Genomic DNA, 22222 nt, shown 5'->3' with positions numbered 1-22222 from the left:
AAGGATCCGTGGTTGACCCAGGGCAGCAGCTCCCACTATCAGGTTCTCCGTATCGCCGTCACGGCAACGGAGAAGGAGATCAAGGTGGCCTACCGGAAAGCCGCACGCCTCTCCCATCCTGACCAGGGCGGTGACGCCGCCGCTTTCCGCCGGGTCACTCTCGCTTACGAGACCCTGATGGATCCCAAGCGCCGTTCAGCGTACGACCGCGCCTACGCGACGGGAACCTCAGAGGACGACGACGGCGCCCACTTCGACGCTCCCGCGGCAGGCAGCCATGCCGCGTCCACCGTCCGGCGACCAAACACTCCCCGGAACACGGCCGGGGACCCCGCCGTCTATATTCCGCCGTTCGACTCCGCCAGCCAAGAGGGATATGTTCCCCTCATTCCCTTTCAATTGGCCAGCCAGCAGGTGCACGGAATGCCCCGCAAACGTGGGATTTTCGGAGCCGAGGCCCGTATCCAGCGTGAAATGCGTACCGTACAGCTGGTCACGCGCCAGATCCTTCCCGCCATTCCCGCTGCCAGACTCATCAATGGGCTGCAGTCCCCGGCGGACAACAGCCACATCGATCATGCGGTCCTCTCCGGATACCGGCTTGCCATCATTGGTTCCATGCTGCTTCCAAAGGGTGCCTATGCTTGGAATGGCAGCACCCTCAACCACGGCGGACGTTCCATTGCCCCACCACAGTTGGCGCATGTAGTGAGACGCATGCAGGACATTTTCCCTGAACTGAACGTCACAGGCTGGACAGTCATACACAGCCCTGACGGCAACCTCCATGAGCCCGTCATCGACCACCACGGGCGTTCCCGGAGCAGCCTGGACATGGTGCAGGTGGTCAACGCTGCCGGACTGGCGAGGGGGCTCAAACAATTCCTGAGCTCAGGGCCGGCTCCCAACACGGTGAACGTGCCCGTGCTGGCCAGGCTGCTCCGCGGAATGCACTGACGCAGCGGCAGCATCGGACGGGCCAACGGCAGCCGATTAGGGTGGCTACTATGGGACAGTGTTCCGCATCCTCTTCCACACCCCTGAAATTCCCGGCAATACCGGCAACGCCATCCGGCTGGCTGCCATAACCGGCGCAGAGTTGCACCTTATTGAGCCTCTCGGGTTCGATTTCTCCGACGCCAAGCTCCGCAGGGCGGGGCTGGATTACCACGACCTCGCCGTTGTCACCGTCCACCAGGACCTCGACGCCGCGTGGGAGGCCCTTCAACCGGAGCGGGTTTTCGCTTTCACTTCCGACGGCGAGGCGTCCTATACCGACATCAGCTACCGGCCGGGCGACGTCCTGCTGTTCGGCAAGGAATCCGTGGGACTTCCGGAATCCATCAAGTCCGATCCCCATGTAACCTCGCGTGTCCGGCTGCCGATGCTCCCGTCCTTGCGCTCGCTGAACCTGGCCAACGCTGCGTCCATTGCCGTCTACGAGGCATGGCGGCAGAATGGATTCGCCGGAGCCAGGCTGTAGGAGACAGCAGCTGCCTCCTTCCCATCCGAAACCCCGCCAGCGCCGAATCACTAGCAGGAAAGCTAGCGGAGGGAACGTGAGAGCGGAAGGTGAAAACACTGACGGCAAGCCTTGGCGGGGAAAGAGAGACTGTTGCCCCGGGCGGGTCCTCCCTTGGCCTCCACGCTCCCGCACGCTCTCCCGCCGACATATGCTTGACAGTGATGGACACTCCCAATGCGCCCAATTCTGAGGCCGCCGCCTCGACTGGCACCAGTCTCGACCTGAACCGCCGCCTGGGCTCACTGCTCGCCCAGATAGCGGCCGGAAGCCAGCCCGCCTTCTCGGAGTTTTATGAGCTCACCTCGAGGCGGGTGTATGGAATGGCGCGGAGGGTCCTGATCGATGCGGAGCTTAGCGAGGATACAACTCAGGAGGTTTTTCTCCAGGTTTGGCAAAATGCGTCCAGATTCAACAATGAAGCTGGAAGCCCCTTGGCTTGGCTGATGACCATTTCCCACCGCCGCGCAGTGGACAAGGTGCGCTCCACCCAGTCCGCCACGGACAGGGAAGCTAAGTACGGAGCCAACAGCCAGGACATTGACCACGACTCCGTTTCGGACGAAGTGGACAGCCGGCTGGAGGCTGAGGCCGTAGTGCGATGCCTGGGCACGCTGACTGAAACCCAGCAGGAGTCCGTTCGCCTTGCTTACTACGGCGGATTGACCTACCGCGAAGTTGCCGAGAAGCTGAACGCCGCCGTGCCCACTATCAAATCCCGCATCCGTGACGGACTGATCCGGTTGAAGACCTGTTTGGGTGTGAGTTGAGATGACTGAAAACAACAACGATCGTGATCCGATGACTTTTTCCGGAGACATTGCCACCGACCTTGCTGCCGGACGCGCAGCGGAACTGGCTGAACTCTACGCCCTGGACGCGCTAAGCGATGAGGAGCGGGCGGCGCTGGAGAGGCACATAGCAGCAGCGGCAGCGGAAGAACGCCAGGCCTTCAACGATCGGGTGCGCCAGGCACGCGAGACGCTCGCCGCAAGTTTTACCGCCGAGGAGGAGCCGTCGTCGGACCTCTTCGGCCGCATCATGGCTCAGTTGCCTGTACAGCAGGAAGCCCCTGCGCCCGTCCCCGACGCCTTGGCAGCCGCGCGCCAACGGCGTGAGGAACGACGCCGGTCCGGCTCGATGAGGAACTGGATCGTTGGTGTGGCGGCCGCCGCAGCCTTGGCCTTGGGCGGAGTAGGGATAGGCGCTTACAACGCGTACCAGAACGATCCCCTGAACCAGGTGCTCCAGGCCCAGGATCTGCGTAAGGCGAGTGTTGGCGTAACCGGCGGCGGCACCGCAAACCTGGCGATCTCGCCGTCGAAGAATGCCCTGGTGGTCACGATGGACGGTGTTCCGGCACCCCCGGAAGGCAAGGTCTACCAGATGTGGCTGATCCCCAAGGACGGTTCAGCACCGGTCTCTAAGGGCCTGATGGACGCTGAAGCCCTGTCGAAACCAGCAGTCGTCGACGGCATCCAGACGGCAGCCTCGCTGGGAATCACCGTGGAACCGCTGGGCGGATCCGGGTCACCCAGCACGCCACCGGTCGCCGCAGCTACTTTGGGAGCCTGACTCCTTCAGAAACCGGCGATGGTGCTGTCTCCATTTATTCTGACCACGTGGAAGGCTTCTGCGCTGCGGCCTTCCTTCAGGCCGGCGCGCTGCCCGTTCTGCAACATCAGTCCCCGCACGGTTCTGTCCATGGCCTGAACATCGGGATGCTGGCTGGTGTGGACGTGAATGGCGGCGAGCTTGTCTTCCACGTGGTGGGTGACGTCCACAAAGTGGTTCTCCCGCTCCTCCGGTCCCGCGAAAAGCCATAGCCAAGGCAACTTGTAAGCCTCAAGCCCGGCCTCGGCCAACTCAGGATAGGCGAAAGGGTTTTCCAGGGCCGGATACACGGCGCGCGTCACGGCTTCCCCCACGGCCAGATGGTCCGGATGGCTCTTCTGGATCCGGTTCCAGTTGCGCTCCGGGTGCATGGAGAGTACGACGTCGGGGCGGACTTCCCGGATGACTTTCACGACTCCCCGCATCACGTCATGCGAGGGTTCCAGGAAGCCGTCACGCTCATGGAGGTAGTGGATTTGGGACACTCCGACCAGGGCAGCTGCCCTGCGTTGCTCCTCTGCACGAAGGGCCACAATGGCTTCACGCTGGGAAGGGTCAAACCCCCCGGCGTCGCCGTCGGTCATGATGCAGTAACTGACCTCCACACCCGCCGCGGTCCAGGCAGCGACCGTTCCGGCAGCGCCGAAGTCGATGTCATCGGGATGGGCTCCAAAACAGAGGACCCGCTCAACCCGGAAGGCCGGGTTGAACGGGCTCTGTGCTGATACAGGATCAGTGCTCAATCATCAGCCCTTGCGTTTCTTGATTTCTGCGGTGGCCTGCGGCAGGACCTCGAAGAGATCCCCCACGATGCCGAAATCAGCGATCTCGAAAACAGGCGACTCGGCGTCGTTGTTGATTGCCACAATGACCTTGGCCGTTTGCATACCTGCCTTCTGCTGCACCGCCCCCGAGATGCCGGCGGAAATGTAAAGCTCAGGAGAAACGGTCTTCCCGGTTTGACCCACCTGGGCGTCGTGGCTGATCCAGCCGGCGTCGGTAGCAGCACGGGAAGCTCCCACTGCAGCTCCCAGCGCGTCCGCCAGCTCCTCCACGGGGCCAAAATCGCCATCCATACCGCGCCCGCCGGCCACTACGATCCGGGCATCGAGAAGGTCCGGGCGCCCGCTGGTTGCCTTGTTGCTGCGTCCTGTGATGCGGGCTGCGTTCGCCGTGGCGGTGGCTGGAACATCAATGGTGAGGGATTCGGGTGCGGCAGCGGTGGCAGCAGGTTCAGGGGTTACTGAGTTCGCTTTGACTGTCAGAATCGAGACCGGGGTGGTGGCACGGCATACCGTTTTGTAGGACCCGGCCAGAACCGACTTGTGAGCCCCGCCGTCCGCGTCGACTCCAACGACGTCGGTCACTACGCCTGCTCCGAGCTTGATGCCCAGCCTGGCTGCGATTTCCTTGCCGTCCGATGAGTTCTCGATGAGCACCGTGGCGGCACCCGTCGCGGCAACAGCTTCGGCCAGGTAGGCGGCCTTGGGAGCTACGAGATAGCTGTCCAGGTCTTCACTGCCCGGACGGTACAACGCAGTGACACCGTAGGAGCCCAAGGCAGCAGCGACGTCGTCGTTGAATTCGCCGTTGAAGGCTGCAACCGGCTCGCCGAGCGTACGGGCAATGGTCAGCAGCTCAAGGCTGCTCTTTTTGAGAGCGGGGCCCTGATTGTCAATGAATACAAGTACTTTTGCCATATTCGTGGATTCCCCTTAGAGCAGCTTCTGGGCGGCCAGGAAGTCAACCAGCTGGATGCCGGCGTCTCCCTCGTCGGTGATGATGGTGCCGGCTGTGCGCGGCGGACGCGGCTCGGCATTCTGCACGGCCGTCCAGGAGCCCGACAGGCCCACCTCGGCCGGGTTGACGCCAATATCCGCCAGGGACAAGGTGGTGATGGTTTTCCGCTTCGCAGCGATGATGCCCTTGAAGTTGGGGAATCGCGGCTCGTTGATCTGGTCCGTCACTGATACCACCGCAGGCAACGGCGCCTCGATGGTGTCGTAGTGGGTGTCGCTGTCGCGACGGGCGGTAATCCGACCGTCGGAGACCTCAAGCTCCGAAGCCAACGTCACCTGCGGGAGGCCAAGGCGTTCGGCCAACTGTGCAGGCACAAGGGAGGTTTCGCCGTCCGTGGAAGCCATACCCGTGAGGATCAGGTCCACGGGGCCGCCAGCACTCAGATAGCGGACAGTTGCGGCCAGCGCCAAGGACGTGGCGGCGGCATCCGAGCCGGCGAGGGCGTCATCCTTGAGGTGGACGCCTTCAGTGGCGCCGATCTGCAAGGACTTCTTGATGGCGTTGGCTGCTCCTGCCGGGCCCATGCTCAAGGCGATGACCTGGTGGCCGGCTCCCTTGCCACCTTGGGCCTCTGTCAGCTGCAGGGCGGCTTCAAGCGCATATTCGTCCAGCTCGGACAGGATGCTCTCAGCGCGGTCTGTTGTGTAGTCCGCGCCGTTAAGGTGACGGTCCAATTGGGCGTCAGGAACATGCTTGACCAGCACGATGATCTTCAATGTCTCTTCCACTTTCTGTTCAGCGGCACTCCATGTCCATGGAATGCCAGCCGGGTGGGGTCATGTCCGCGGATCTTCCCAGGGGTGCGGGTAAATCCTAGCTAACCATATAGCGGCCCATACCTGCGGCCCGCGTTAACGCCTGTTTCAGACCCAGTTGCGGTCAACGGTCCGGTTCCCCGCAAATCGAGCCCAAGCACTTTGACGCGAACAAAGCGACGGCGGGGCACCAATGGGCGCCCCGCCGTCATTCCTGTTCGGTTTTCTATTGTTCTGCCGCTGCTCCGAGCGTCACATCCAGTTGCTGCTCCTGGCCGCCTCGAAGGATGGTGACCTTGACCGAAGCTCCTGCCGGCTGTTCGCGCACCGCCGCCGTCAGCTGGTTCGGATCGCTGATGGCGAGGTCGTTGAATTTGGTAACCACATCGCCAACCTTGATGCCGGCCTTGGCTGCCGGCGAACCGGACTCGACCGTTGCCACTTCGGCACCTATCGAGAACGCTGACGCTGTGTTGCTCGCCGACTTCGCCTTGACGCTGACACCGAACTGACCATGGCTTGCCTTGCCGGTGTCAATGATCTCCTGCGCAACCCGTTTGGCGTGGTTGATCGGAACACTGAAGCCGACGCCGATGTTGCCGCTGCTGCTGGAGTCGCCCCCGGCGGAGGCGATGGCGACGTTCACGCCGATAACTTCACCCTTGCTGTTAACCAACGCCCCGCCCGAGTTCCCGGGGTTGATAGCCGCGTCAGTCTGGATCACGTTGAGGGAGATGGAGCCCTGATCCGCGCTGCTCTGGCCCTGCCCGCCGTCCGGTGGTGCGAACTTGAAGCCGCCTTCGTCGTCGCCCTGGGAATCATCGCCGCCACCCTTGGGCGCGGCAGAGGAGGCGACGCTGATGGTGCGGTTCAGCGTGGAGACGATGCCGTCCGTGACCGTGCCGGTCAGACCCAGCGGGGATCCGATGGCGACGGCGGTGTCCCCCACGTTGAGCTTTGCCGAGTCCCCCAGCGTAGCGGGGACCAGGCCGGAAGCGTTGTCCACTTTGATGACGGCAAGATCGGACAACGGGTCGGTACCGACGATGCTGGCCGGCAAGACCCGTCCATCGCTCGTACGCACCTCAACCGTGGCATTGGCAGCCTTGCCGTCAAGCGTCACCACATGGGTGTTGGTCAGAATGTGGCCCTCGGCATCGAGAATGATGCCCGATCCCGTTCCACCTTCCCCGCCACCGGTGGCTTTGATGGTAACGACGCTCGGGGAAGCCTTCTGCGCCGCGGCAGTGATGACGTTGACGTCATCCTTGTTATTGACGATCACTGTGCCCTGCTGGCTGCTGCTGACGGCTGCGGGAGAACCCTCGTCCAGGAACGCGTCACTCGCCGCCACAACGCCGCCGCCAACCAGGCCGGCTGCAAGAATGCTGGCCACAAGTGTGCCGACGCCGAAAGTCGCCTTTCGCTTCGGGGAATTCGCGGGGTGGGATACATGCGACGGGCCGTACGGAGGCTGGCCACCGCCCGCGTGGGCTCCGCTTTGGGAACCGTAGAACGGGGTCTGCTGCCCGAACTGCGGTCCGTTGCCTCTGTGGGCTCCTTGACCGGCTTCGTGATTTTGGTTGCCGGGTGCGTGGCTTTGGTGGCCCGGTGTGTGGCTATGGTTGCCAAAGGCCCGGGTGTTCGGGGGCTGCTGGCCGGCCTGCTGGCCAGTGGCCTCATGGGTTGCAGGCTCATGGGTTGCTGGCTCATGGGTTGGAGAGGCGAACTGCGCGGTGGTCGCATTCTGGGCGTGGGCCGCCGGCGGGGCGAACTGTTCGGTGGGGGCAAATCGTTCGGTAGGGGCAGACCGTTCGGTGGGGGCGTTTTGCCCCTCGCTGCGGGCGGACCCGTACTCAGCGGACGTGTGGCCGCTCGCGTAGGCCTGCTGCGATGCCTCGGGGCTGGCAGTGTCCGGAGAGTGTGCAGGACCTCCTGCGGAGTGCTCCTCACCTGAGGCCACAGCTCCGGCGTCAGGGGCACCCGGCTCCCCTGCTGCCTTACGGGACCTGGCCTCTTCGACGCCCGGTTCCAGGGGTTCCCGATTCTCGGGCGAACCGCCTTGTGGGTTCTCAGTCATTGGACTTCCTTTCATCCGTGTCTGCATTAACTATGGATGCTGCGACTGAAACTAATGCGGACGTTTGCTGGGAGGTTCCTGAAAGACTCTCTCACTGCTGCCGTAAGGCTTTAAGCGCGTTTCGCTGGTGGCATATTCCCTCATGTGGACGGCCCAAAAGGTGCACCATAGAATCAAATGGAAATGCCTCAGCGACCCTGCGGCTAGACATGCGTGGGGGCGCTGGTGCTTTCTGTGACGGCTGGTTCAGCCTGGACCGGCCGCGGAAGTGCTGAAGGGTTGCACATGCGGTCAAACTTTAGACGTGTTCTCGCCGTGATCGGTCTGACCGGCCTGCTGGCGCTTCCCGCCACTGCGGCCTGGGCCGAAGATCCGGTAACGCTGGACCCGTCATCTAAGATAGTAGATTCCGCCGGAGTGCTGGGCGGTAAGAAGGCCGACGTCGAAGCTGCCATCAAGAAGCTCGGCACGGACCACGCCATGACCCTGCACGTGGTTTTCGTCAAAAAGTTCGAGAACCCCACAGACAGGGTCGAGTGGGCAGCCGACGTAGCCGAAAAGGCAAGCCTCGGTTCCAACGCCATGCTGCTGACCGTTGCAACAGACACCCGTCAGTATCTATTGAGCAAGCCATCAAACAGCAAGATCACTGACGCAAAGCGCGAAAACATCGTGAAAAGCGCTGTTGACCCCCAGCTACGGAACGACGACTACGCTCAGGCTGCCATCAAGACAGCTGCCGCCATCGGCGATGCCGCCAGCGGCGGTCAAGGTAACGTGCCGGGTGATGGCGCGGGAACGGCCGTGCTGGTTGGTACGGGCGTGGTCGCGGCTGGTGGCGTGGGCACCTACCTGTATCTCCGCAATCGGCGGAAAAAGGCATCCCAGGCATCCAGCGCCAGCTACGGCCCTCAAGGTGCTGAGCTTGACCCCCTGGCTTCGCTGACGGTCGAGGAGTTGCGTCGGAAGAGCGGTTCCCTCCTCATCGAAGCTGACGATGCCATCAAATCCAGCGAGCAGGAACTCGGCTTCGCCGAGGCCCAATATGGCGAATCTGCAGTGGGCAATTTCACCAAGGCCTTGCAGGACGCCAAGGGCCATATGTCCGAGTCCTTCAAGCTACAGCAGCAGCTGGATGACCACATTCCAGACACGGAGGAGCAGCAGCGCACCTGGCTGGGCGAGATCATCCGCCGCTCCGAAGCTGCTCTGGCCTCCCTCCGGGAACAGAAGGCAGACTTCGATTCCCTCCGGGAACTGGAGAAGACCGCACCGCAGGCTCTTGCCGCGGTGAACGCCGGAGCACGTGAAGCAGAGGCGAAAATCGCCAACTCCGAGCAGACGTTGACGGGCCTCCGGGGTAAGTACGCCGACAGCGCCCTGGTGCAGGTCTCTGACAACATTAGCCAGGCAAAGGATCGCCTCGCCTTCGTTCAGAACGCCACGGAGACGGCCCAGGAGAAGCTTGCATCGGGTGAAGGCAGCCTCGCGGCCGTGGCAGTGCGCGCTGCAGAAGAGAGCCTCCACCAGACAAACGTTCTGATCGACGCCATTTCCAAGGTGTCCGGCAACCTTGAAGAGGCCCGTAACGGATTGGAAGCCGCCGTCGTGGACATCTCCCAGGATCTGGCCCAGGCGAAGGCGATGATTCAGTCCGGGGCTCATCCAGAGCTGGCTGGGCCTGTGGCGCGTGTAGAAGCTGCACTGGCTCAGGTAAAAGAGGAAATCCAAGGCGGCAAAATCGATCCCATTGCCACTCTGGAACGTGTGGAAGCTGCCCATCAGTCCCTGGACCAGTCGCTGAGCGGCATCAGGGACCAGCAGGAACAGGCTCGCCGGGCACAGGCTTCACTGCAGCAAACCATCATGTCGGCCCAAGCCCAGATCAGCGCCACCTCTGACTACATCACGGCGCGGCGCGGAGGAGTTGGAACCGAGGCGCGTACCCGGCTGGCTGAGGCGCAGCGCAATTTGGACTACGCCTTGTCCATCTCCAGGAACGATCCCGTCACCGCACTGACCTACGCCCAGCAGGCACACGCGTTGGCTGCCCAGGCAGCCCAGCTCGCGCAGACCGACGTCGACCATTTCGGTGGCTACGCCAACCAGGGATACGGCGGCGGTGGGATGTTCGGCGGCGGAGGAGGCGGCGGCCTGGGTGGCGCCATCCTCGGCGGCATCCTCATCAACTCCATCCTTAACGGCGGAGGCGGCGGCTGGGGCGGCGGCCACAGCGACGGTGGAGGCTGGGGCGGAGATTCCGGCGGGGGAGATTTTGGAGGCGGCGACTCCGGCGGTGGCTGGGGCGGAGATTCCGGCGGCGGTGGGGATTTCTAGCCCCTAATGACTAGGCGCCGAAAGGGAATGTCCCCTGAGGCGGATAGAGCGGTACATCAACTGTTCACTGAAATCAGTGGGAACAACCGAGCAGGACGAAAGGTAACACCATGGTTAAGCAGTCCATTTTCGGCCGTATGGCGCAGCTTGCGAAGGCGAATATCAACTCCATCTTGGACCAGGCCGAGGATCCGCAAAAGATGCTGGACCAGATGGTCAGAGACTATTCCAACAACATCGCTGAGGCGGAATCTGCCGTTGCCCAGACCATCGGCAACCTGCGGATGCTCCAGGACGACTACAACGAAGACGTCAAGAACGCCCAGGACTGGGGCAACAAGGCCCTGGCTGCTTCACGCAAGGCCGACGAGTACCGCGGTGCCGGCAATGCTGCTGATGCCCAGAAATTCGACAACCTAGCCAAGGTGGCACTGCAGCGCCAGATCTCGTCCGAAAACGAGGCGAAGTCGGCGGAGCCAAGCATTGCCTCCCAGACCGAAGTGGTGGACAAGCTCAAGTCCGGACTGGACATGATGAAGGGCAAGCTCAACGAGCTCACCAGCAAGCGCAACGAGCTGGTTGCCCGGTCCAGGACTGCCGCCGCCCAGTCCCAGGTCCACGATGCGCTCAAGAGCATCGACATCATGGATCCCACCAGCGAAGTGGGCCGCTTTGAACAAAAGATCCGCCGGGAGGAAGCCAAGGTCCGTGGTCAGCAGGAACTGGCAGAATCCAGCCTGGACTCACAGTTCAACCAGCTTGAGGACCTCGGCGAACAGACCGAGATTGAAGCGCGTCTGGCCGCCCTGAAGTCCGGCGGCGCAAAGCCTGCCATCGGCGCAGGAAACGGCTCTGCGGCATCCGAGACAACTGTCGAGGAAGCAGACTTCGACAAGCTCTAGAGAATTTTCGTGGAAGTTTTCAGCCCATGAAATAAGGGCAAAATGAAGGCCGGGGTTCCAATGGAATCCCGGCCTTCAGTTTGTGGATACGGGCTACCGGGTGACCTTACCCATGAGGGAAGCTATGGGTCGCAGGAAGAGCGGCCTGGCAAGGAACCAAGCGCCCACCATAACGGCTATGGAGATGGCGAATATCCAGAAGCCCACCCAGTTCTCGTCGTCGCTCCCGCCGTACATGTGGTTCAGGTTTCGCAGCGCCCCCGTGGCCAAAACCAGGAAAACGTGGACCGCGATAAAGGCGACAAAGTAGATCATGACGGGGAAGTGCACCGCCCTTGCCGCTTCTATCGGGAAGAGCCTGTTGAGCGTGGGCGCCTTCTTGGGCCAGACTGACGACATCCTCAAACCGGTGATGAAAGCGAGGGGTGCTGCGATAAACACTGTGGCAAAGTACGTCAGCAGCTGCAGTGCGTTGTAGTTAATCCAGCCGTTCTCCGTGGGCCAGTTCAGCGACGCGTACTGGAGCGCAGCCGAGAGCGCATTGGGGACGACGTCCCATGATGTGGGAACGATCCGCATCCACTGACCAGTGGCGAAGAGGAGGATGGCAAACACTATGCCGTTCAGGATCCACAGGACGTCCAGGGTGAGGTGGAACCACAAATCGAGACTTATTTTGCTCGGCGGGTTCTTGGTCTTGATGAACCCCTTGTTGTTCCTGGTCCAGTGGGCTGCGGGCCTGGCGGTGGTGCGGACCTGCCATCCTGTGCGGATGATGAGAAGGAGGAAGAAGCCGTTCAGGAAATGCTGCCACGCAAGCCAGGCAGGAAAGCCAACGGGAGCCCCGCTGGGCAACTCTGAGTGGCCGGGATACTGCTCCAGAAAGTCTTTGACCCCGGACAACCCCGTCAGCCACTTAGTAAGAAGCACGATCAAGACCAAGGCAACCAAGGCTGCCGGCACCGCCCAGTAGCGCTGCACCCACTTGCTCTTCGCGGTTCCGGACTTCTTCGTTGGCACTGACATCGAAAAGCATTCCTCTCGAGAATGATCGACCGATAGTAAAAGCTGCTTGCTTCCGCCGGCGGCAGGAGGCACGGCCTATTTGCTGACCGCCTTAATAAGCTTGGATCATCACAGGCCGCTGGAGCGAAATATGGCGATGGCCTCAGTCATGCCCCGCAACATATTCTTCCCCGGCGTCCTGGGACTGAGAATACTAGGAAATGCTACTAAATGAGGGATCCAAAGAAGAGGCCCCGACCGGTCGCATTGCCGGTCAGGGCCTCTTGTGGTTGCGGGGACAGGATTTGAACCTGTGACCTCTGGGTTATGAGCCCAGCGAGCTACCGAACTGCTCCACCCCGCGTCGCATGATCAAGCCTACCCTAGATTTCGGGCCGGAAAGTCCACGTCGGGAGCGGAGCCCACCCCTGCAGCAGGTGCCGCTCCGGGACTGGTTCCGTACTTCCATCGGGTTGTTAAAGCAGAAAGTCCGAAATACCTTTTCAGGTATTCCGGACTTTCATTTTCAGTTGCGGGGACAGGATTTGAACCTGTGACCTCTGGGTTATGAGCCCAGCGAGCTACCGAACTGCTCCACCCCGCGTCGCAAGATCAACTCTACCCGCCGCCCAACGGGAGGCCAAATCGAAGCGGGGTGATGTACGTCTCCGCCCCGGAATTGCATCTGTCGAGACCCGGAAGGACAGACGATAGGACGAAGAAGGCCGGTCCCGCAGCAGTCTTTATGCAGCTACAACCTGTGGAGAGTACCAGCACACCTCCTGGCGCCTACTGGCGCCTACTGCTGCAGAACGCCGGCGCGGTCCAATCGATGTCCCGCAAGGCCAACTGCTAGGACAACTGGTACAACACCGAAAGAATCTCCACCAAGCTCAACCGCAGCCGTGACTGTCCCCAAAAGGGACGCGAGCGGTAGGCTGTCCGAAACCGAATGCCCTAATCAGAGGATGCAAAAGCTACAAATGGGGGACTACGTGTTTTTGACGCAAGCTGAATCCGAAAATGCCAACCCAATCATTCCCACGGCATGGGAAGCCACATCCCTGCTGGCTGGCCTGGTAATTGCCGCACTGTTTATAGCTGCACTGATCAGCATCGCGCGGAACAGGAAGCAAACGCCCGTGGTCACCCTGCTCTGGATCTTGGTCGTGTTCGCCGTGCCTGTCCTCGGTCCACTGCTCTGGTTCCTTGCCGGACGCAGGTCATCCCAAACTGCGAGTACAGTCTCCTGACCAAGTGGCCGTTGTCCGTAATTTGAGCAGCTGAACGAGAAATCGCAACGAAGGCCCTGTCCCGCATGGGACAGGGCCTTCACCCAGAGGGCCTGCGACGGTCAGCCCGTGGGGCTGGGTGACGGCGTCGGAGTCGCCGTGGTAGTCGGAGGTGCCGTAGACGCCGCCGCTCCGGGAACAGCCAACTTAGCCTCAGCGTCGATTGCCCTCTTCAAGGCATCGGACAGTTTCTTCTGCTCCGCGCCATATGCAGCGAAGTCGCCGTCAGCCAGTGCTGCCTGGCCGGCCGCGATGGCGGCATTCGCTGCATCAAGAGCAGCCTTCAGCTCTGCCTTGGCATCCGTGGTGCCCGGCGCCGGAGGGGTTGTTCCGCCTGGTGCCGGCGGAGCCTGGCCATTGTTGGCGGAGTCGCCTGCAGCAGCACCGGAATCGCCTCCGAAGAGCTGCTTCAGAGCTTCGTCCAAGGTGGGTGCGAAGCCGATCTTGTCACCAAAAGCTACTAGCACTCGCTGAAGCGTAGGGTAGGAGGTCTCGCCGGTGGACTTGAGGTAAACCGGCTGGACGTAGAGGATACCGCCGCCTACAGGCAACGTGAGCAAGTTTCCGTTGAGCACATCCGAAGCACCTTGACGCAACAGGTTGAGGGCCTGCGACACAGTCGGATCAGAGTTGAACTTGTTCTGTGCCTGTCCTGGACCGGGCACCTGAGTTTCCGGCGGAATCTCCAGCAACCTCAACTTGCCGTAGCTCTCCGCCTTGACGCCCTTCTCTTTGCCGGCATCCGAGTCAGCGGCCAAGAAGCCGTAGAGCACATTCCGTGCACTGCCATCAACGATTTGTGGAATAAACGAGGATGTGAGCTGGAATGCTGAATTCTCCTGATCCGGCATTTGGAGCGACATGTAGAACGGAGGCTGTTTTACTTCACGCTCCACCGTTGGATCGTTGGGGACGCTCCAGACATCATCGCCTTGGTAAAAGCTATCGGGCTGGGTGACGTGATACCGGCCCAGGAGCTCACGCTGAACCTTGAACAGGTCCTCCGGGTACCGAACGTGACTCATCACGTCTCCGGACATTTCGGAGTAGGGCTTCAGTGACGCCGGGAAGACCTTCTGCCAGGCCTTCAGAACCGGGTCCTGATCGTCCCACGCGTAGAGCTCCACCGAGCCGTCGTAGGCATCGACGGTTGCCTTCACCGAGTTGCGGATGTAGTTCACTGAGCTGTTGGGCAAAGCCACAGACCTTCCGGCCACTGTCTGCGAGTCCGCAGTTGCCTCAGAAAGCTGCTCCTGCTGTGAGTACGGGTAGTACTGGCTGGTGGTGTAGCCGTCAACGATCCACTTCACTCGTCCATCTACAACAGCCGGATAAGCGTTGCCATCCACGGTCAGGTAGGGCGCTACTTTTTCCACCCGCTCACGGGGACTCCGTTCGTACAGAATCTGCGACTCGGGGTTCACAGCGTCGGAGAGCAGGAGGTCAGAAGACTGGAACTTTATTGAGTAGAGGATCCTGTTCAGGAAACTGCCCACGTTCGGGCCGCCGTCGCCCGTGAAGGTGTACTGGGTGTCCCCACCGCCTTCTCTCGCCGAGGGACGGTCCTGTTCACGATGCGGTGAGCCCTCCGGGGCCCCGACAATGGAGTATTCAGGAGAGTTCTCACCGAAGTAGATGCGCGGCTCGTATGTGGAGTCATCACCAAGCACGCCGGTGGAAGGGATACCTGCCTGGAGGAAGTCAGGCTTTCCGTCCACTGTGAACTTGTTGCCCTTGGCGGCAACCACGCCGTAACCGTGGGTGTAAACAGCATGCGTGTTAAGCCACGACTGTTGGTTTGCGCTCAGCCCGCCTGGATTGAGTTCGCGGACCGCAATAACGGTGTCCTGAACTTTGCCGTCCACCTCATAGCGGTCCACGTTCAAGGTCTCAGGGAACGTGTAGTACGGCCTGTACTGCTCCAGCTGCGCAAATGCGTCCGAGATCAGGTTGGGATCAAGGAGGCGGATGTTCTGCGTTGTTTGGGCGTCCGGGGCCAAAGCCCCTGATGTTGCCGTGTTGGTGGCGTTGTAGCGTTCCACCTGAATCTTGTCCAGACCATAGGCTGTCCTGGTCATCCCGATGTTCCGCTCGATGAATTCCTTCTCGAGGGTCTGCTCGGAGGGCCGGACCTGGAATTGCTGGATCACCCAGGGATAAACTCCACCCGCAAGAATGGACGTGATAACCAGCATTGCTGTGCCAATGACAGGCAACCGCCACTTGCCGATGATCGCAGCGACGATGAAGAGAATTGCAACCAGGACGGCTGCCACGGCGAGGATTGCCTTGGTGGGAATGACGGCGTTGACGTCGGTGTAGAGCGCACCCGCCCAGCGCCCGCCGTTGCTCTGGAGGGCGGCATACCTGTCCAGCCAGAAGTTCGCGCCCAGCAACAGGAGGAACGTGCCGCCGGTGACAGCGAGATGGATCTGCGCTGCCCTGCTGGTGAAGATCCCGCGTTCCATGATGCGGATACTGCCGTACAGGTAGTGCGTCAGTATCCCAGCGATGCCTGCAACAACAGCCACACTGATCAGGAAGCCGGTGACGAATCCCAGGAACGGCAGGGTCATGAGGTAGAAGCTGATGTCCAGCCCAAACTCTGGATCGGTTTGGCCGAACTGAACCTGGTTGAAGTACAGGAGGACTTTCTGCCACTGGCTTGCAGCGGCGCTGCCGGCAAAAAGGCCAAAGAGGATGGGGAGGCCGGTCATCACCACACGGCGGACTGGTTCAAGCTGCGCCTGGTAGCGGTTCAGGTTGTCCCTGATTTCCGCGTCAGGAGCGTAGACCGGCCTGGCGTTATAAGCGAGGCGGATGGCGAAGTACATCGCGGCGGCCATGATGGCGAAGCCCGCAACAAATATTCCGATCCGGGCCAAGTTCTCTGTCAGGAAGACTTCAAAGTATCCGAGTTGCTGGTACCACAGAACATCTGTCCAGGTGTTGGCAAAGAAGATGAATCCGACCACAACCAAGGCGACGACGATCAGGGTCGGTGTCAGGGCGCTGCGCCTCGACTGCGTGGTTGTGGGCGGCATGGAGCTGGCGGGACGGGACAAACTTTGTACCTCATAGCTGGTCGTCTGATTCACGGGTAAAGCTGGAGTGGCGCAGGTGCCAGCTCCCGTCCTCAGACCGGCGCTGACTGGTATATATGCCACGAGTGGCAGTGGAGCTAAGTTCCTCGATTTAGTCTAGTCGGTGGTGCAGGTGGGGAGCGCGGCCGTGTCCTGTCCGGCGCCCACCAACTCCACGGCTTTCTTCGCCTCGGCCAGATTCCCGACTTTTACCACCTGAAGACCGTCGGGAATATGGCCCAGCACCTGCTCGCAATTTGCTGCGGGGGCAAGGAAAAGGGCGGCGCCGGCACGTTGTGCAGCCACCATCTTTTGGCCGATGCCTCCAATGGGACCCACTGATCCGTCAGGGGAAATGGTTCCGGTTCCGGCAATTTTGCGGCCGCCCGTGAGGTCGCCAGGAGTCATGGTGTCCACAAGGCCCAACGCGAACATCATGCCCGCACTCGGACCTCCAACCTCCTGCAGGGAGATGGTTACCTCAACGGGAAAAGTGAAATCGTATTCCAGTTGAACGCCCAGGATGTAGCGGCCCGAGGCGTTTTTTCCGGGGGTGATCATTTCGGTGACACTCTTGCCGTTACGGTCAACGACGACGGCGACCGGCTGCCCTGCCCCTGCTGCCAGCTCGTCCTGAATAACCTTCAAGGCCGTCACGGGTTTCCCCCCAACTGACACGAAAATGTCTCCGGATTCCAGCTTTCCATGCGAGGGAGCGGATTCCGGAACGTCGGCTATCTTCAGCTTTTGGTCAAAGGGGATGCGGAGCTCGTTCAAGGCCGCAGCCACCGCGTCCTCCTGGGAGGTAGCCATCGCTACTGCACTTTCCTGGTCCGTTTCCTCCTTGGTGACGCCCTCCGGGTAGATCATTTCGACGGGATAGACGGCATTCGACTTATCCACCCAGGCCGCAAATGCCGATAGCAATGAGATGTTGCTTTTGGGACCGCCTTCAACGTAGACCGTGGTGAGATCAAGGTTCCCGTTGGCCCGGAACGTTTCACGCCCCCTGATGCTGATGACGGGATTGCCTGCCTTGTCCACACCGAGGGTGTTGAACGTCGGGCCCGGAGTTTCCACCACGTAGGGCACGGGAAGCGCGAACAGCCCGATGCCCAGTATGAGAGTCAGCACAGCCGAGACGCCCATCGCGGTGAACCTTTTGTCCTCCGGCGGAGTACTGCCTTCCAGGCCTGCTTCGGGCAAGCCCGCGTGCTGGTCACCCTCAGTTAGCGTCAATGAAGAACCTCTCCCCTACGGCTTTCGACCCTCAGGTGCGCCGCTGTCAGCGCTACTCATCTCGGGTCACGCGCAATCTCAGGCGTGCCAATGTGTTCAGCCTCTAACATTACGCGGTCCATCCGCAGGGTGGCTCTTTGCCTAGAGCGAACGAAGCATGCTTTCGGCAGACAGCCCCTCATTGGCCGGGGTACCGTGAACTTGATCAACAGTCACACCGACGATCGGCGGGATCATGACCTCCAACCCACTCAATCCGTCCAATGGCGACGAGAACCCGAAGGATCCGCTGGCAGAAATGCTGCAGAACCTGATGGGTGGCAAGGGTATGGGCAATATCGATCCCGCTGAACTTGCCAAAGCAGCCGGCCTTCCCGAGGACCCCAACCTGCTGGCCCAGATGTTTTCGCAGGTCCAGGCCATGATGAGCTCCACCTCAGAAGGCCCTGTCAACTGGCAACTGGCTCACGAGAACGCCCGCCGAGTTGCGGCCAGCGGTTCAGACCCATCAGTTACCGCGCAGCAATCCCGAGAAATTGATGAAGCCCTTCGCCTCGCCGAGCTCTGGCTGGACCAGGTCACCGAGCTTCCGGCCACAGGGCTTATCGGCCGGGCTTGGTCCCGCGCCGAGTGGGTTGAAGAAACCCTCGGCACCTGGAAGCGGCTCACTGAACCTGTGGCAAACAGCATCGCCAACGCCCTGACGAACGCCTTGAGTGATCAGCTTCCCGAGGAAATGAAGTCCATGATGGGTGGGGCTTCCTCCATGCTTCAAAACATGGGTGGGGCCATCTTCGGCATGCAGTTGGGCCAGGCGATCGGCGCCCTCTCAGCCGAAGTGGTGAGCTCCACTGACATCGGGGTGCCCCTGGCCGATCTTGAGATGGCATTGCTCCCCGCCAACGTGGCCAAGTTTGGCGAGGGGCTCAGCCTGCCCGAGGGCGACATCCGTCTTTTCCTCGCGGTCCGCGAAGCTGCCCATGCCCGGTTGTTCGTGCAGGTGCCTTGGCTTCGGGGGCATCTTCTTGGAGCCATTGAGGCCTACGCCCGCGGAATCCATATTGACATGACCAAGATTGAAGAGCTGGCAAGGGAACTGGATCCCGGCAATCCTGAAGGTATCCAGGAGGCGCTCTCCCAAGGGGTCTTCATGCCCCAGCGGACGACTGCACAGGAACAGGCACTTGAAAAGCTCGAAACCGCACTGGCCCTCGTTGAGGGGTGGGTGGATGAGCTCACCGCAGCAGCCACTGAGAAGATGCTTCCGTCAGCCTCTGCGCTTCGTGAGACCGTCCGGCGCCGACGGGCAACCGGAGGCCCGGCCGAACATGCCTTCTCCTCATTGGTTGGACTGGAACTGCGTCCGCGCCGGCTCCGTGAAGCTGCCACCCTCTGGGCAACACTAAAGGCCGAGCGTGGCGTTGCCGGCAGGGACGCCATTTGGCATCACCCTGATTTGCTCCCCACAGCCGAGGACCTCGATGATCCTCAGGGCTTCAGCAGCCGCCGCAAGCTTGCAGAGGCCAGTGAGACGGAAGTGGACGATGCGCTCCAAAAACTGCTCAGCGGCGGGTTTGACAGGGAAGAACAGGAGAAGCTGGAAACTCCAGCTGAAGCTGAAGGCGGCGACGTCAAGGCCGACGACACCGAGAATGATTCAAACGATGACGCCGGCAACGCCAAGAGCTGACCGAATTCAGGGAAGCCTGTAAGACCCAGGTTGGCCTGCGACTGCCCAGCCGGCATTTCCCGGCTGGTCAGTCAGCGTCGGCGCAGCCGGGATCCACACTGCCAGCCTGTGGGCTGCCATCTGACGTCGCCCCGCTTGAAGGCACCCCGATGCCACGGGATGTGGCAAAGGAAACGCCCTCCAGGAAGGCTTTAGCACGGCCTGTCTCCGGATAGGACTCCAATAAACGCCAGAAAGCGGCATTGTGTCCGGCGACCAGGAGATGGGCCAGTTCATGGAGCAGGACGTAGTCAATCACCCACTGGGGCATGGGCCGCAGCTTGTCTGACAACCTGATGGTGCCTTCGGATGGTGTCGCTGAGCCCCACCTTGAGTTCTGGTTGCTGACCCAGCGAACAGACGTGGGAACCGCACGCCCCGCCAAGTAGCGCGCTGACAAAGCAGCAGCGTGCGCCGCCAAGGCAGCATCTGTGGCAGGCTTCCGTTTGCCGGCACCCGCCGAGCGCCGCAGACCCTGCCGCCGGAGTTTATCCAACATCCGGCTGACCCACTCCTTCTCCTGGGCCCGGCTGAAATACGCCGGGATCGCGACGACGGCTTTGCCGTCTTCCCAGAAAGCAGCGACAGTCCGACGACGGCGGGCCGAGCGGCGTACCACCACCGGCGCGCCGTCGTGCGTTAACTGCACATCTCCCTCACCCGGAGTCACACAGTGCTGCTTTCCACCAGCACAGCCAAGACAGCCGGGCCGTAGCGTTCGAGTTTGGAAGGACCGACTCCCGCCAGTTTCGCCAGCTCTTCCAAGGACGACGGGCGCGCCTCCGCAATGGCCGTCAGCGTCGCGTCGGTGAAGACAACGAATGCGGGTACGTCCGCGGTCAGCGCAACGTCCTTCCGCCATTGCCGCAGTGCCTCAAACGTCTGTTCCTCATAGCTGGGCGGACACTGGCTGCAGCGCCCCACCTTGCGTTCCGCTCCCGTTGACAGCATGCTTCCGCACGCTCTGCACGTCGACGGAACGGCGGCCTTCCGACGCGGCGCCGCTCCCACACCCTTGGTCGAGCTGGTGACCACGGAGTCCGGCCTCAAGCCATCAAGGAAGCGGGACGGCTTACGGTTGGCCCGGCCGCCCGGCGTCCTGGCGGAGGACCAGGACAGTGACAGGTGCTCACGTGCTCGAGTGATCCCCACATAGAGGAGGCGGCGTTCCTCGTCCACCGCTTCCGGGGTATCAGCGAAGGAAATCGGCATGAGCCCCTCACTCAGACCAACGAGGAAGACGGCGTCCCATTCCAGGCCCTTGGCCGCGTGCAACGACGCAAGCGTGACGCCCTGGACCGTAGGGGCATGCTGGGCGAGGGAACGCTCCTGCAACTCATTGACGAAGTCCGAAAGGTTGAATTGCGGCCCCCGGCTGAGAACCAGTTCGTCGGCAAGCGCAACCAATGCGGCCAACGATTCCCAGCGTTCCCGCAAGGCCCCGCCGCTATGCGGTGCAGAGTCTGTGTACCCCAAGGAAGCCACGATATCCCTGACCAGCTGGCCGAGAGGTTCCGGTGCGGACGACTCCGCCGCGGCCCTGGTGGCAGCCCTCAGTTGGAGGATGGCGTCCCGAACTTCCTTACGGGCGAAAAACCGCTCCCCGCCCCTGAGCTGATAACCGATGCCCGCCGAAGCAAGCGCCTGCTCATAGGCCTCCGATTGACCATTCGTCCGGAACAGGACCGCGATCTGGCTTGCAGGCACGCCGGAATCGAGGAGGGTGCGGATTTTCCCGGCCACCGTGGCCGCCTCCGCTTCGTCGTCCGCGCATTCGGTGAACTGAGGAACAGGCCCCGGTGCCCGCTGGGCAACAAGCTTCAGGGGTGTGGCCCAGGCCGCATCGGCGACGGCTCCCCCGCTTCGACGGTTGGCAAGCAGGTCATTTGCCAGTTTCACCACCTGCGGGGTGGAACGGTAGTCGCGGATAAGCTTCACCACATTCGCCGAAGGGTACATCGTCTTGAAGCCCAAAAGGTGTTTAGGCGATGCGCCCGTAAAGGAGTAAATGGTCTGGCTGGCGTCTCCCACAACGCACAATTCGTCGCGTCCGCCGAGCCAGAGCTCGAGGAGTCTTTGCTGAAGCGGCGACACATCCTGGTACTCGTCCACCACGAAGTGGCGGTATTGCTCCCGGACGGTTGCTGCCACCTTGGGGTCCTCCTGAAGGATCCCGACGGTGATAAGCAGAACGTCCTCGAAGTCGATGACATTCCGGTCCGTCTTGACGTCCTCATAGGACTGGAAAACCCGTGCGACGGCGGTCAGGTCGAAGCCCCCGGGTGTACCCCTGTCCTGCGCGTTCTCCAGGTAGTTGGCGGGGGTGAGCATTGACACCTTTGCCCATTCAATCTCAGAAGCCAGGTCACGAATCGACGCCCTGTCCGTACTGAGCCGAAGTCGCCGCGCCGCCTCGGCAATCATCTGAGCCTTGTGATCCAGCAGATTCGGTAAGGTTCCACCCACTGCCTGCGGCCAGAAAAACTGGAGTTGCCTCAACGCGGCTGCGTGGAAGGTCCGGGCCTGAACGTTGCCGACTCCGAGGTCGCGGAGCCTGCTCCGCATTTCCGCCGCTGCCCGGGCCGTAAAGGTGACAGCCAGGAGCCTCTGGGGGCTGTACACCCCAGAATGCACGCCGTAGGCGATTCTGTGGGTGATCGCCCGTGTCTTTCCCGTTCCTGCGCCTGCAAGCACGCACAGGGGTCCGTTCAAGGTGCTGGCGACTTCACGCTGTTCGTCATCCAGGCCGCCAAGGATACGCTCCTCAAGGGTTGCGCCGTCGAGGGGCGCTGTTCCGTCCAGGTTCTCTGTTGTCACTTCTGCTGCTCAATTGATGGATGGGCCATGATCGGTGGTGCGCATTA

The 22222-nt window shown here is 61.6% G+C and carries 17 protein-coding genes and 2 tRNA genes; 8 read left to right on the top strand and 11 right to left on the bottom strand.

Features of this window, described 5'->3' with window-relative positions; all coding sequences use genetic code 11:
• The first annotated feature begins 12 nt into the window (after positions 1 to 12).
• The 4 genes from M1E02_RS06970 (at position 13) to M1E02_RS06955 (ending at position 3097) form a co-directional block, all read left to right on the top strand.
• Positions 13 to 957, top strand: a complete 945-nt coding sequence (locus M1E02_RS06970) for a J domain-containing protein (protein ID WP_479377365.1) — start codon at positions 13 to 15, stop codon at positions 955 to 957.
• A gap of 58 nt (positions 958 to 1015) precedes the next feature.
• Complete coding sequence (locus tag M1E02_RS06965; RefSeq protein WP_479377364.1) at positions 1016 to 1483, top strand: tRNA (cytidine(34)-2'-O)-methyltransferase; 468 nt, start codon at positions 1016 to 1018, stop codon at positions 1481 to 1483.
• 203 nt (positions 1484 to 1686) lie between these two features.
• Positions 1687 to 2292, top strand: a complete 606-nt coding sequence (gene sigK / locus M1E02_RS06960) for an ECF RNA polymerase sigma factor SigK (RefSeq protein WP_479377363.1) — start codon at positions 1687 to 1689, stop codon at positions 2290 to 2292.
• Between the two features lies 1 nt (position 2293).
• Positions 2294 to 3097: an anti-sigma factor gene (locus M1E02_RS06955; protein WP_479377362.1), complete on the top strand. Its 804-nt coding sequence runs from the start codon at positions 2294 to 2296 to the stop codon at positions 3095 to 3097.
• A gap of 5 nt (positions 3098 to 3102) precedes the next feature.
• On the opposite strand, the gene M1E02_RS06950 is transcribed toward M1E02_RS06955, so the two are convergent.
• From M1E02_RS06950 to M1E02_RS06935, 4 genes are all read right to left on the bottom strand, one after another.
• Complete coding sequence (locus tag M1E02_RS06950; RefSeq protein WP_479377361.1) at positions 3103 to 3879, bottom strand: PIG-L deacetylase family protein; 777 nt, start codon at positions 3877 to 3879, stop codon at positions 3103 to 3105.
• 3 nt (positions 3880 to 3882) lie between these two features.
• Positions 3883 to 4836, bottom strand: a complete 954-nt coding sequence (locus M1E02_RS06945; RefSeq protein ID WP_479377360.1) for an electron transfer flavoprotein subunit alpha/FixB family protein — start codon at positions 4834 to 4836, stop codon at positions 3883 to 3885.
• Between the two features lie 15 nt (positions 4837 to 4851).
• Positions 4852 to 5652, bottom strand: coding sequence for an electron transfer flavoprotein subunit beta/FixA family protein (locus M1E02_RS06940; protein ID WP_479378089.1), 801 nt, complete (start codon positions 5650 to 5652; stop codon positions 4852 to 4854).
• 265 nt (positions 5653 to 5917) lie between these two features.
• Positions 5918 to 7771, bottom strand: a complete 1854-nt coding sequence (locus tag M1E02_RS06935; protein ID WP_479377359.1) for a S1C family serine protease — start codon at positions 7769 to 7771, stop codon at positions 5918 to 5920.
• A 285-nt stretch (positions 7772 to 8056) separates the two neighbouring features.
• Here M1E02_RS06935 and M1E02_RS06930 point away from each other — a divergent pair, with 285 nt between their 5' ends.
• Positions 8057 to 10108 (top strand): TPM domain-containing protein, encoded by a 2052-nt coding sequence (locus M1E02_RS06930; RefSeq protein ID WP_479377358.1) that lies wholly within the window; start codon positions 8057 to 8059, stop codon positions 10106 to 10108.
• 110 nt (positions 10109 to 10218) lie between these two features.
• Positions 10219 to 11010, top strand: coding sequence for a PspA/IM30 family protein (locus M1E02_RS06925; RefSeq protein ID WP_479377357.1), 792 nt, complete (start codon positions 10219 to 10221; stop codon positions 11008 to 11010).
• A 93-nt stretch (positions 11011 to 11103) separates the two neighbouring features.
• Here M1E02_RS06925 and M1E02_RS06920 read toward each other — a convergent pair whose 3' ends face one another.
• The 3 genes from M1E02_RS06920 to M1E02_RS06910 form a co-directional block, all read right to left on the bottom strand.
• Positions 11104 to 12036, bottom strand: coding sequence for a cytochrome b/b6 domain-containing protein (locus M1E02_RS06920; RefSeq protein WP_479377356.1), 933 nt, complete (start codon positions 12034 to 12036; stop codon positions 11104 to 11106).
• 266 nt (positions 12037 to 12302) lie between these two features.
• Positions 12303 to 12379: transfer RNA gene (locus M1E02_RS06915), tRNA-Met, on the bottom strand.
• 166 nt (positions 12380 to 12545) lie between these two features.
• Positions 12546 to 12619, bottom strand: a tRNA-Met gene (locus tag M1E02_RS06910).
• A 364-nt stretch (positions 12620 to 12983) separates the two neighbouring features.
• On the opposite strand from M1E02_RS06910, the gene M1E02_RS06905 reads away from it, so the two are divergent.
• A complete protein-coding gene (locus tag M1E02_RS06905; protein WP_479377355.1) occupies positions 12984 to 13268 on the top strand; it encodes a PLD nuclease N-terminal domain-containing protein in 285 nt (94 codons plus the stop codon).
• A gap of 101 nt (positions 13269 to 13369) precedes the next feature.
• Here M1E02_RS06905 and M1E02_RS06900 read toward each other — a convergent pair whose 3' ends face one another.
• Both M1E02_RS06900 and M1E02_RS06895 read right to left on the bottom strand, forming a co-directional pair.
• Positions 13370 to 16351, bottom strand: coding sequence for a UPF0182 family membrane protein (locus M1E02_RS06900; protein WP_479378088.1), 2982 nt, complete (start codon positions 16349 to 16351; stop codon positions 13370 to 13372).
• Between the two features lie 156 nt (positions 16352 to 16507).
• Positions 16508 to 17629 carry a YlbL family protein gene (locus M1E02_RS06895; protein WP_479377354.1) on the bottom strand — a complete coding sequence of 374 codons (1122 nt, stop codon included), beginning with the start codon at positions 17627 to 17629 and terminating at the stop codon, positions 16508 to 16510.
• A 235-nt stretch (positions 17630 to 17864) separates the two neighbouring features.
• Here M1E02_RS06895 and M1E02_RS06890 point away from each other — a divergent pair, with 235 nt between their 5' ends.
• Positions 17865 to 19319: a zinc-dependent metalloprotease gene (locus M1E02_RS06890; protein WP_479377353.1), complete on the top strand. Its 1455-nt coding sequence runs from the start codon at positions 17865 to 17867 to the stop codon at positions 19317 to 19319.
• 67 nt (positions 19320 to 19386) lie between these two features.
• Here M1E02_RS06890 and M1E02_RS06885 read toward each other — a convergent pair whose 3' ends face one another.
• A complete protein-coding gene (locus M1E02_RS06885) occupies positions 19387 to 20028 on the bottom strand; it encodes a M48 metallopeptidase family protein (RefSeq protein ID WP_479377352.1) in 642 nt (213 codons plus the stop codon).
• On the bottom strand, positions 20025 to 22175 hold the full coding sequence (locus M1E02_RS06880; protein WP_479377351.1) for an ATP-dependent DNA helicase UvrD2: 2151 nt from the start codon (positions 22173 to 22175) through the stop codon (positions 20025 to 20027). The genes M1E02_RS06885 and M1E02_RS06880 overlap by 4 nt, the downstream gene beginning before the upstream one ends.
• Between the last annotated feature and the right edge of the window lie 47 nt (positions 22176 to 22222).

The organism is Arthrobacter sp. Z5-13, assembly GCF_056499105.1.
Note: the sequence above shows the minus strand (reverse complement) of the source record. Positions and strands in the feature narration are given on the sequence as shown.

What these genes read in the sequence shown, in the direction of transcription:
- sigK (WP_479377363.1), top strand. Translation starts at nt 1,687, where the DNA reads ATGGACACTCCCAATGCGCCCAATTCTGAGGCCGCCGCCTCGACTGGC.
- M1E02_RS06955 (WP_479377362.1), top strand. Translation starts at nt 2,294, where the DNA reads ATGACTGAAAACAACAACGATCGTGATCCGATGACTTTTTCCGGAGAC.
- M1E02_RS06945 (WP_479377360.1), bottom strand. Translation starts at nt 4,836, where the DNA reads ATGGCAAAAGTACTTGTATTCATTGACAATCAGGGCCCCGCTCTCAAA.
- M1E02_RS06935 (WP_479377359.1), bottom strand. Translation starts at nt 7,771, where the DNA reads ATGACTGAGAACCCACAAGGCGGTTCGCCCGAGAATCGGGAACCCCTG.
- M1E02_RS06930 (WP_479377358.1), top strand. Translation starts at nt 8,057, where the DNA reads ATGCGGTCAAACTTTAGACGTGTTCTCGCCGTGATCGGTCTGACCGGC.
- M1E02_RS06925 (WP_479377357.1), top strand. Translation starts at nt 10,219, where the DNA reads ATGGTTAAGCAGTCCATTTTCGGCCGTATGGCGCAGCTTGCGAAGGCG.
- M1E02_RS06920 (WP_479377356.1), bottom strand. Translation starts at nt 12,036, where the DNA reads ATGTCAGTGCCAACGAAGAAGTCCGGAACCGCGAAGAGCAAGTGGGTG.
- M1E02_RS06905 (WP_479377355.1), top strand. Translation starts at nt 12,984, where the DNA reads ATGCAAAAGCTACAAATGGGGGACTACGTGTTTTTGACGCAAGCTGAA.
- M1E02_RS06900 (WP_479378088.1), bottom strand. Translation starts at nt 16,351, where the DNA reads ATGCCGCCCACAACCACGCAGTCGAGGCGCAGCGCCCTGACACCGACC.
- M1E02_RS06890 (WP_479377353.1), top strand. Translation starts at nt 17,865, where the DNA reads ATGACCTCCAACCCACTCAATCCGTCCAATGGCGACGAGAACCCGAAG.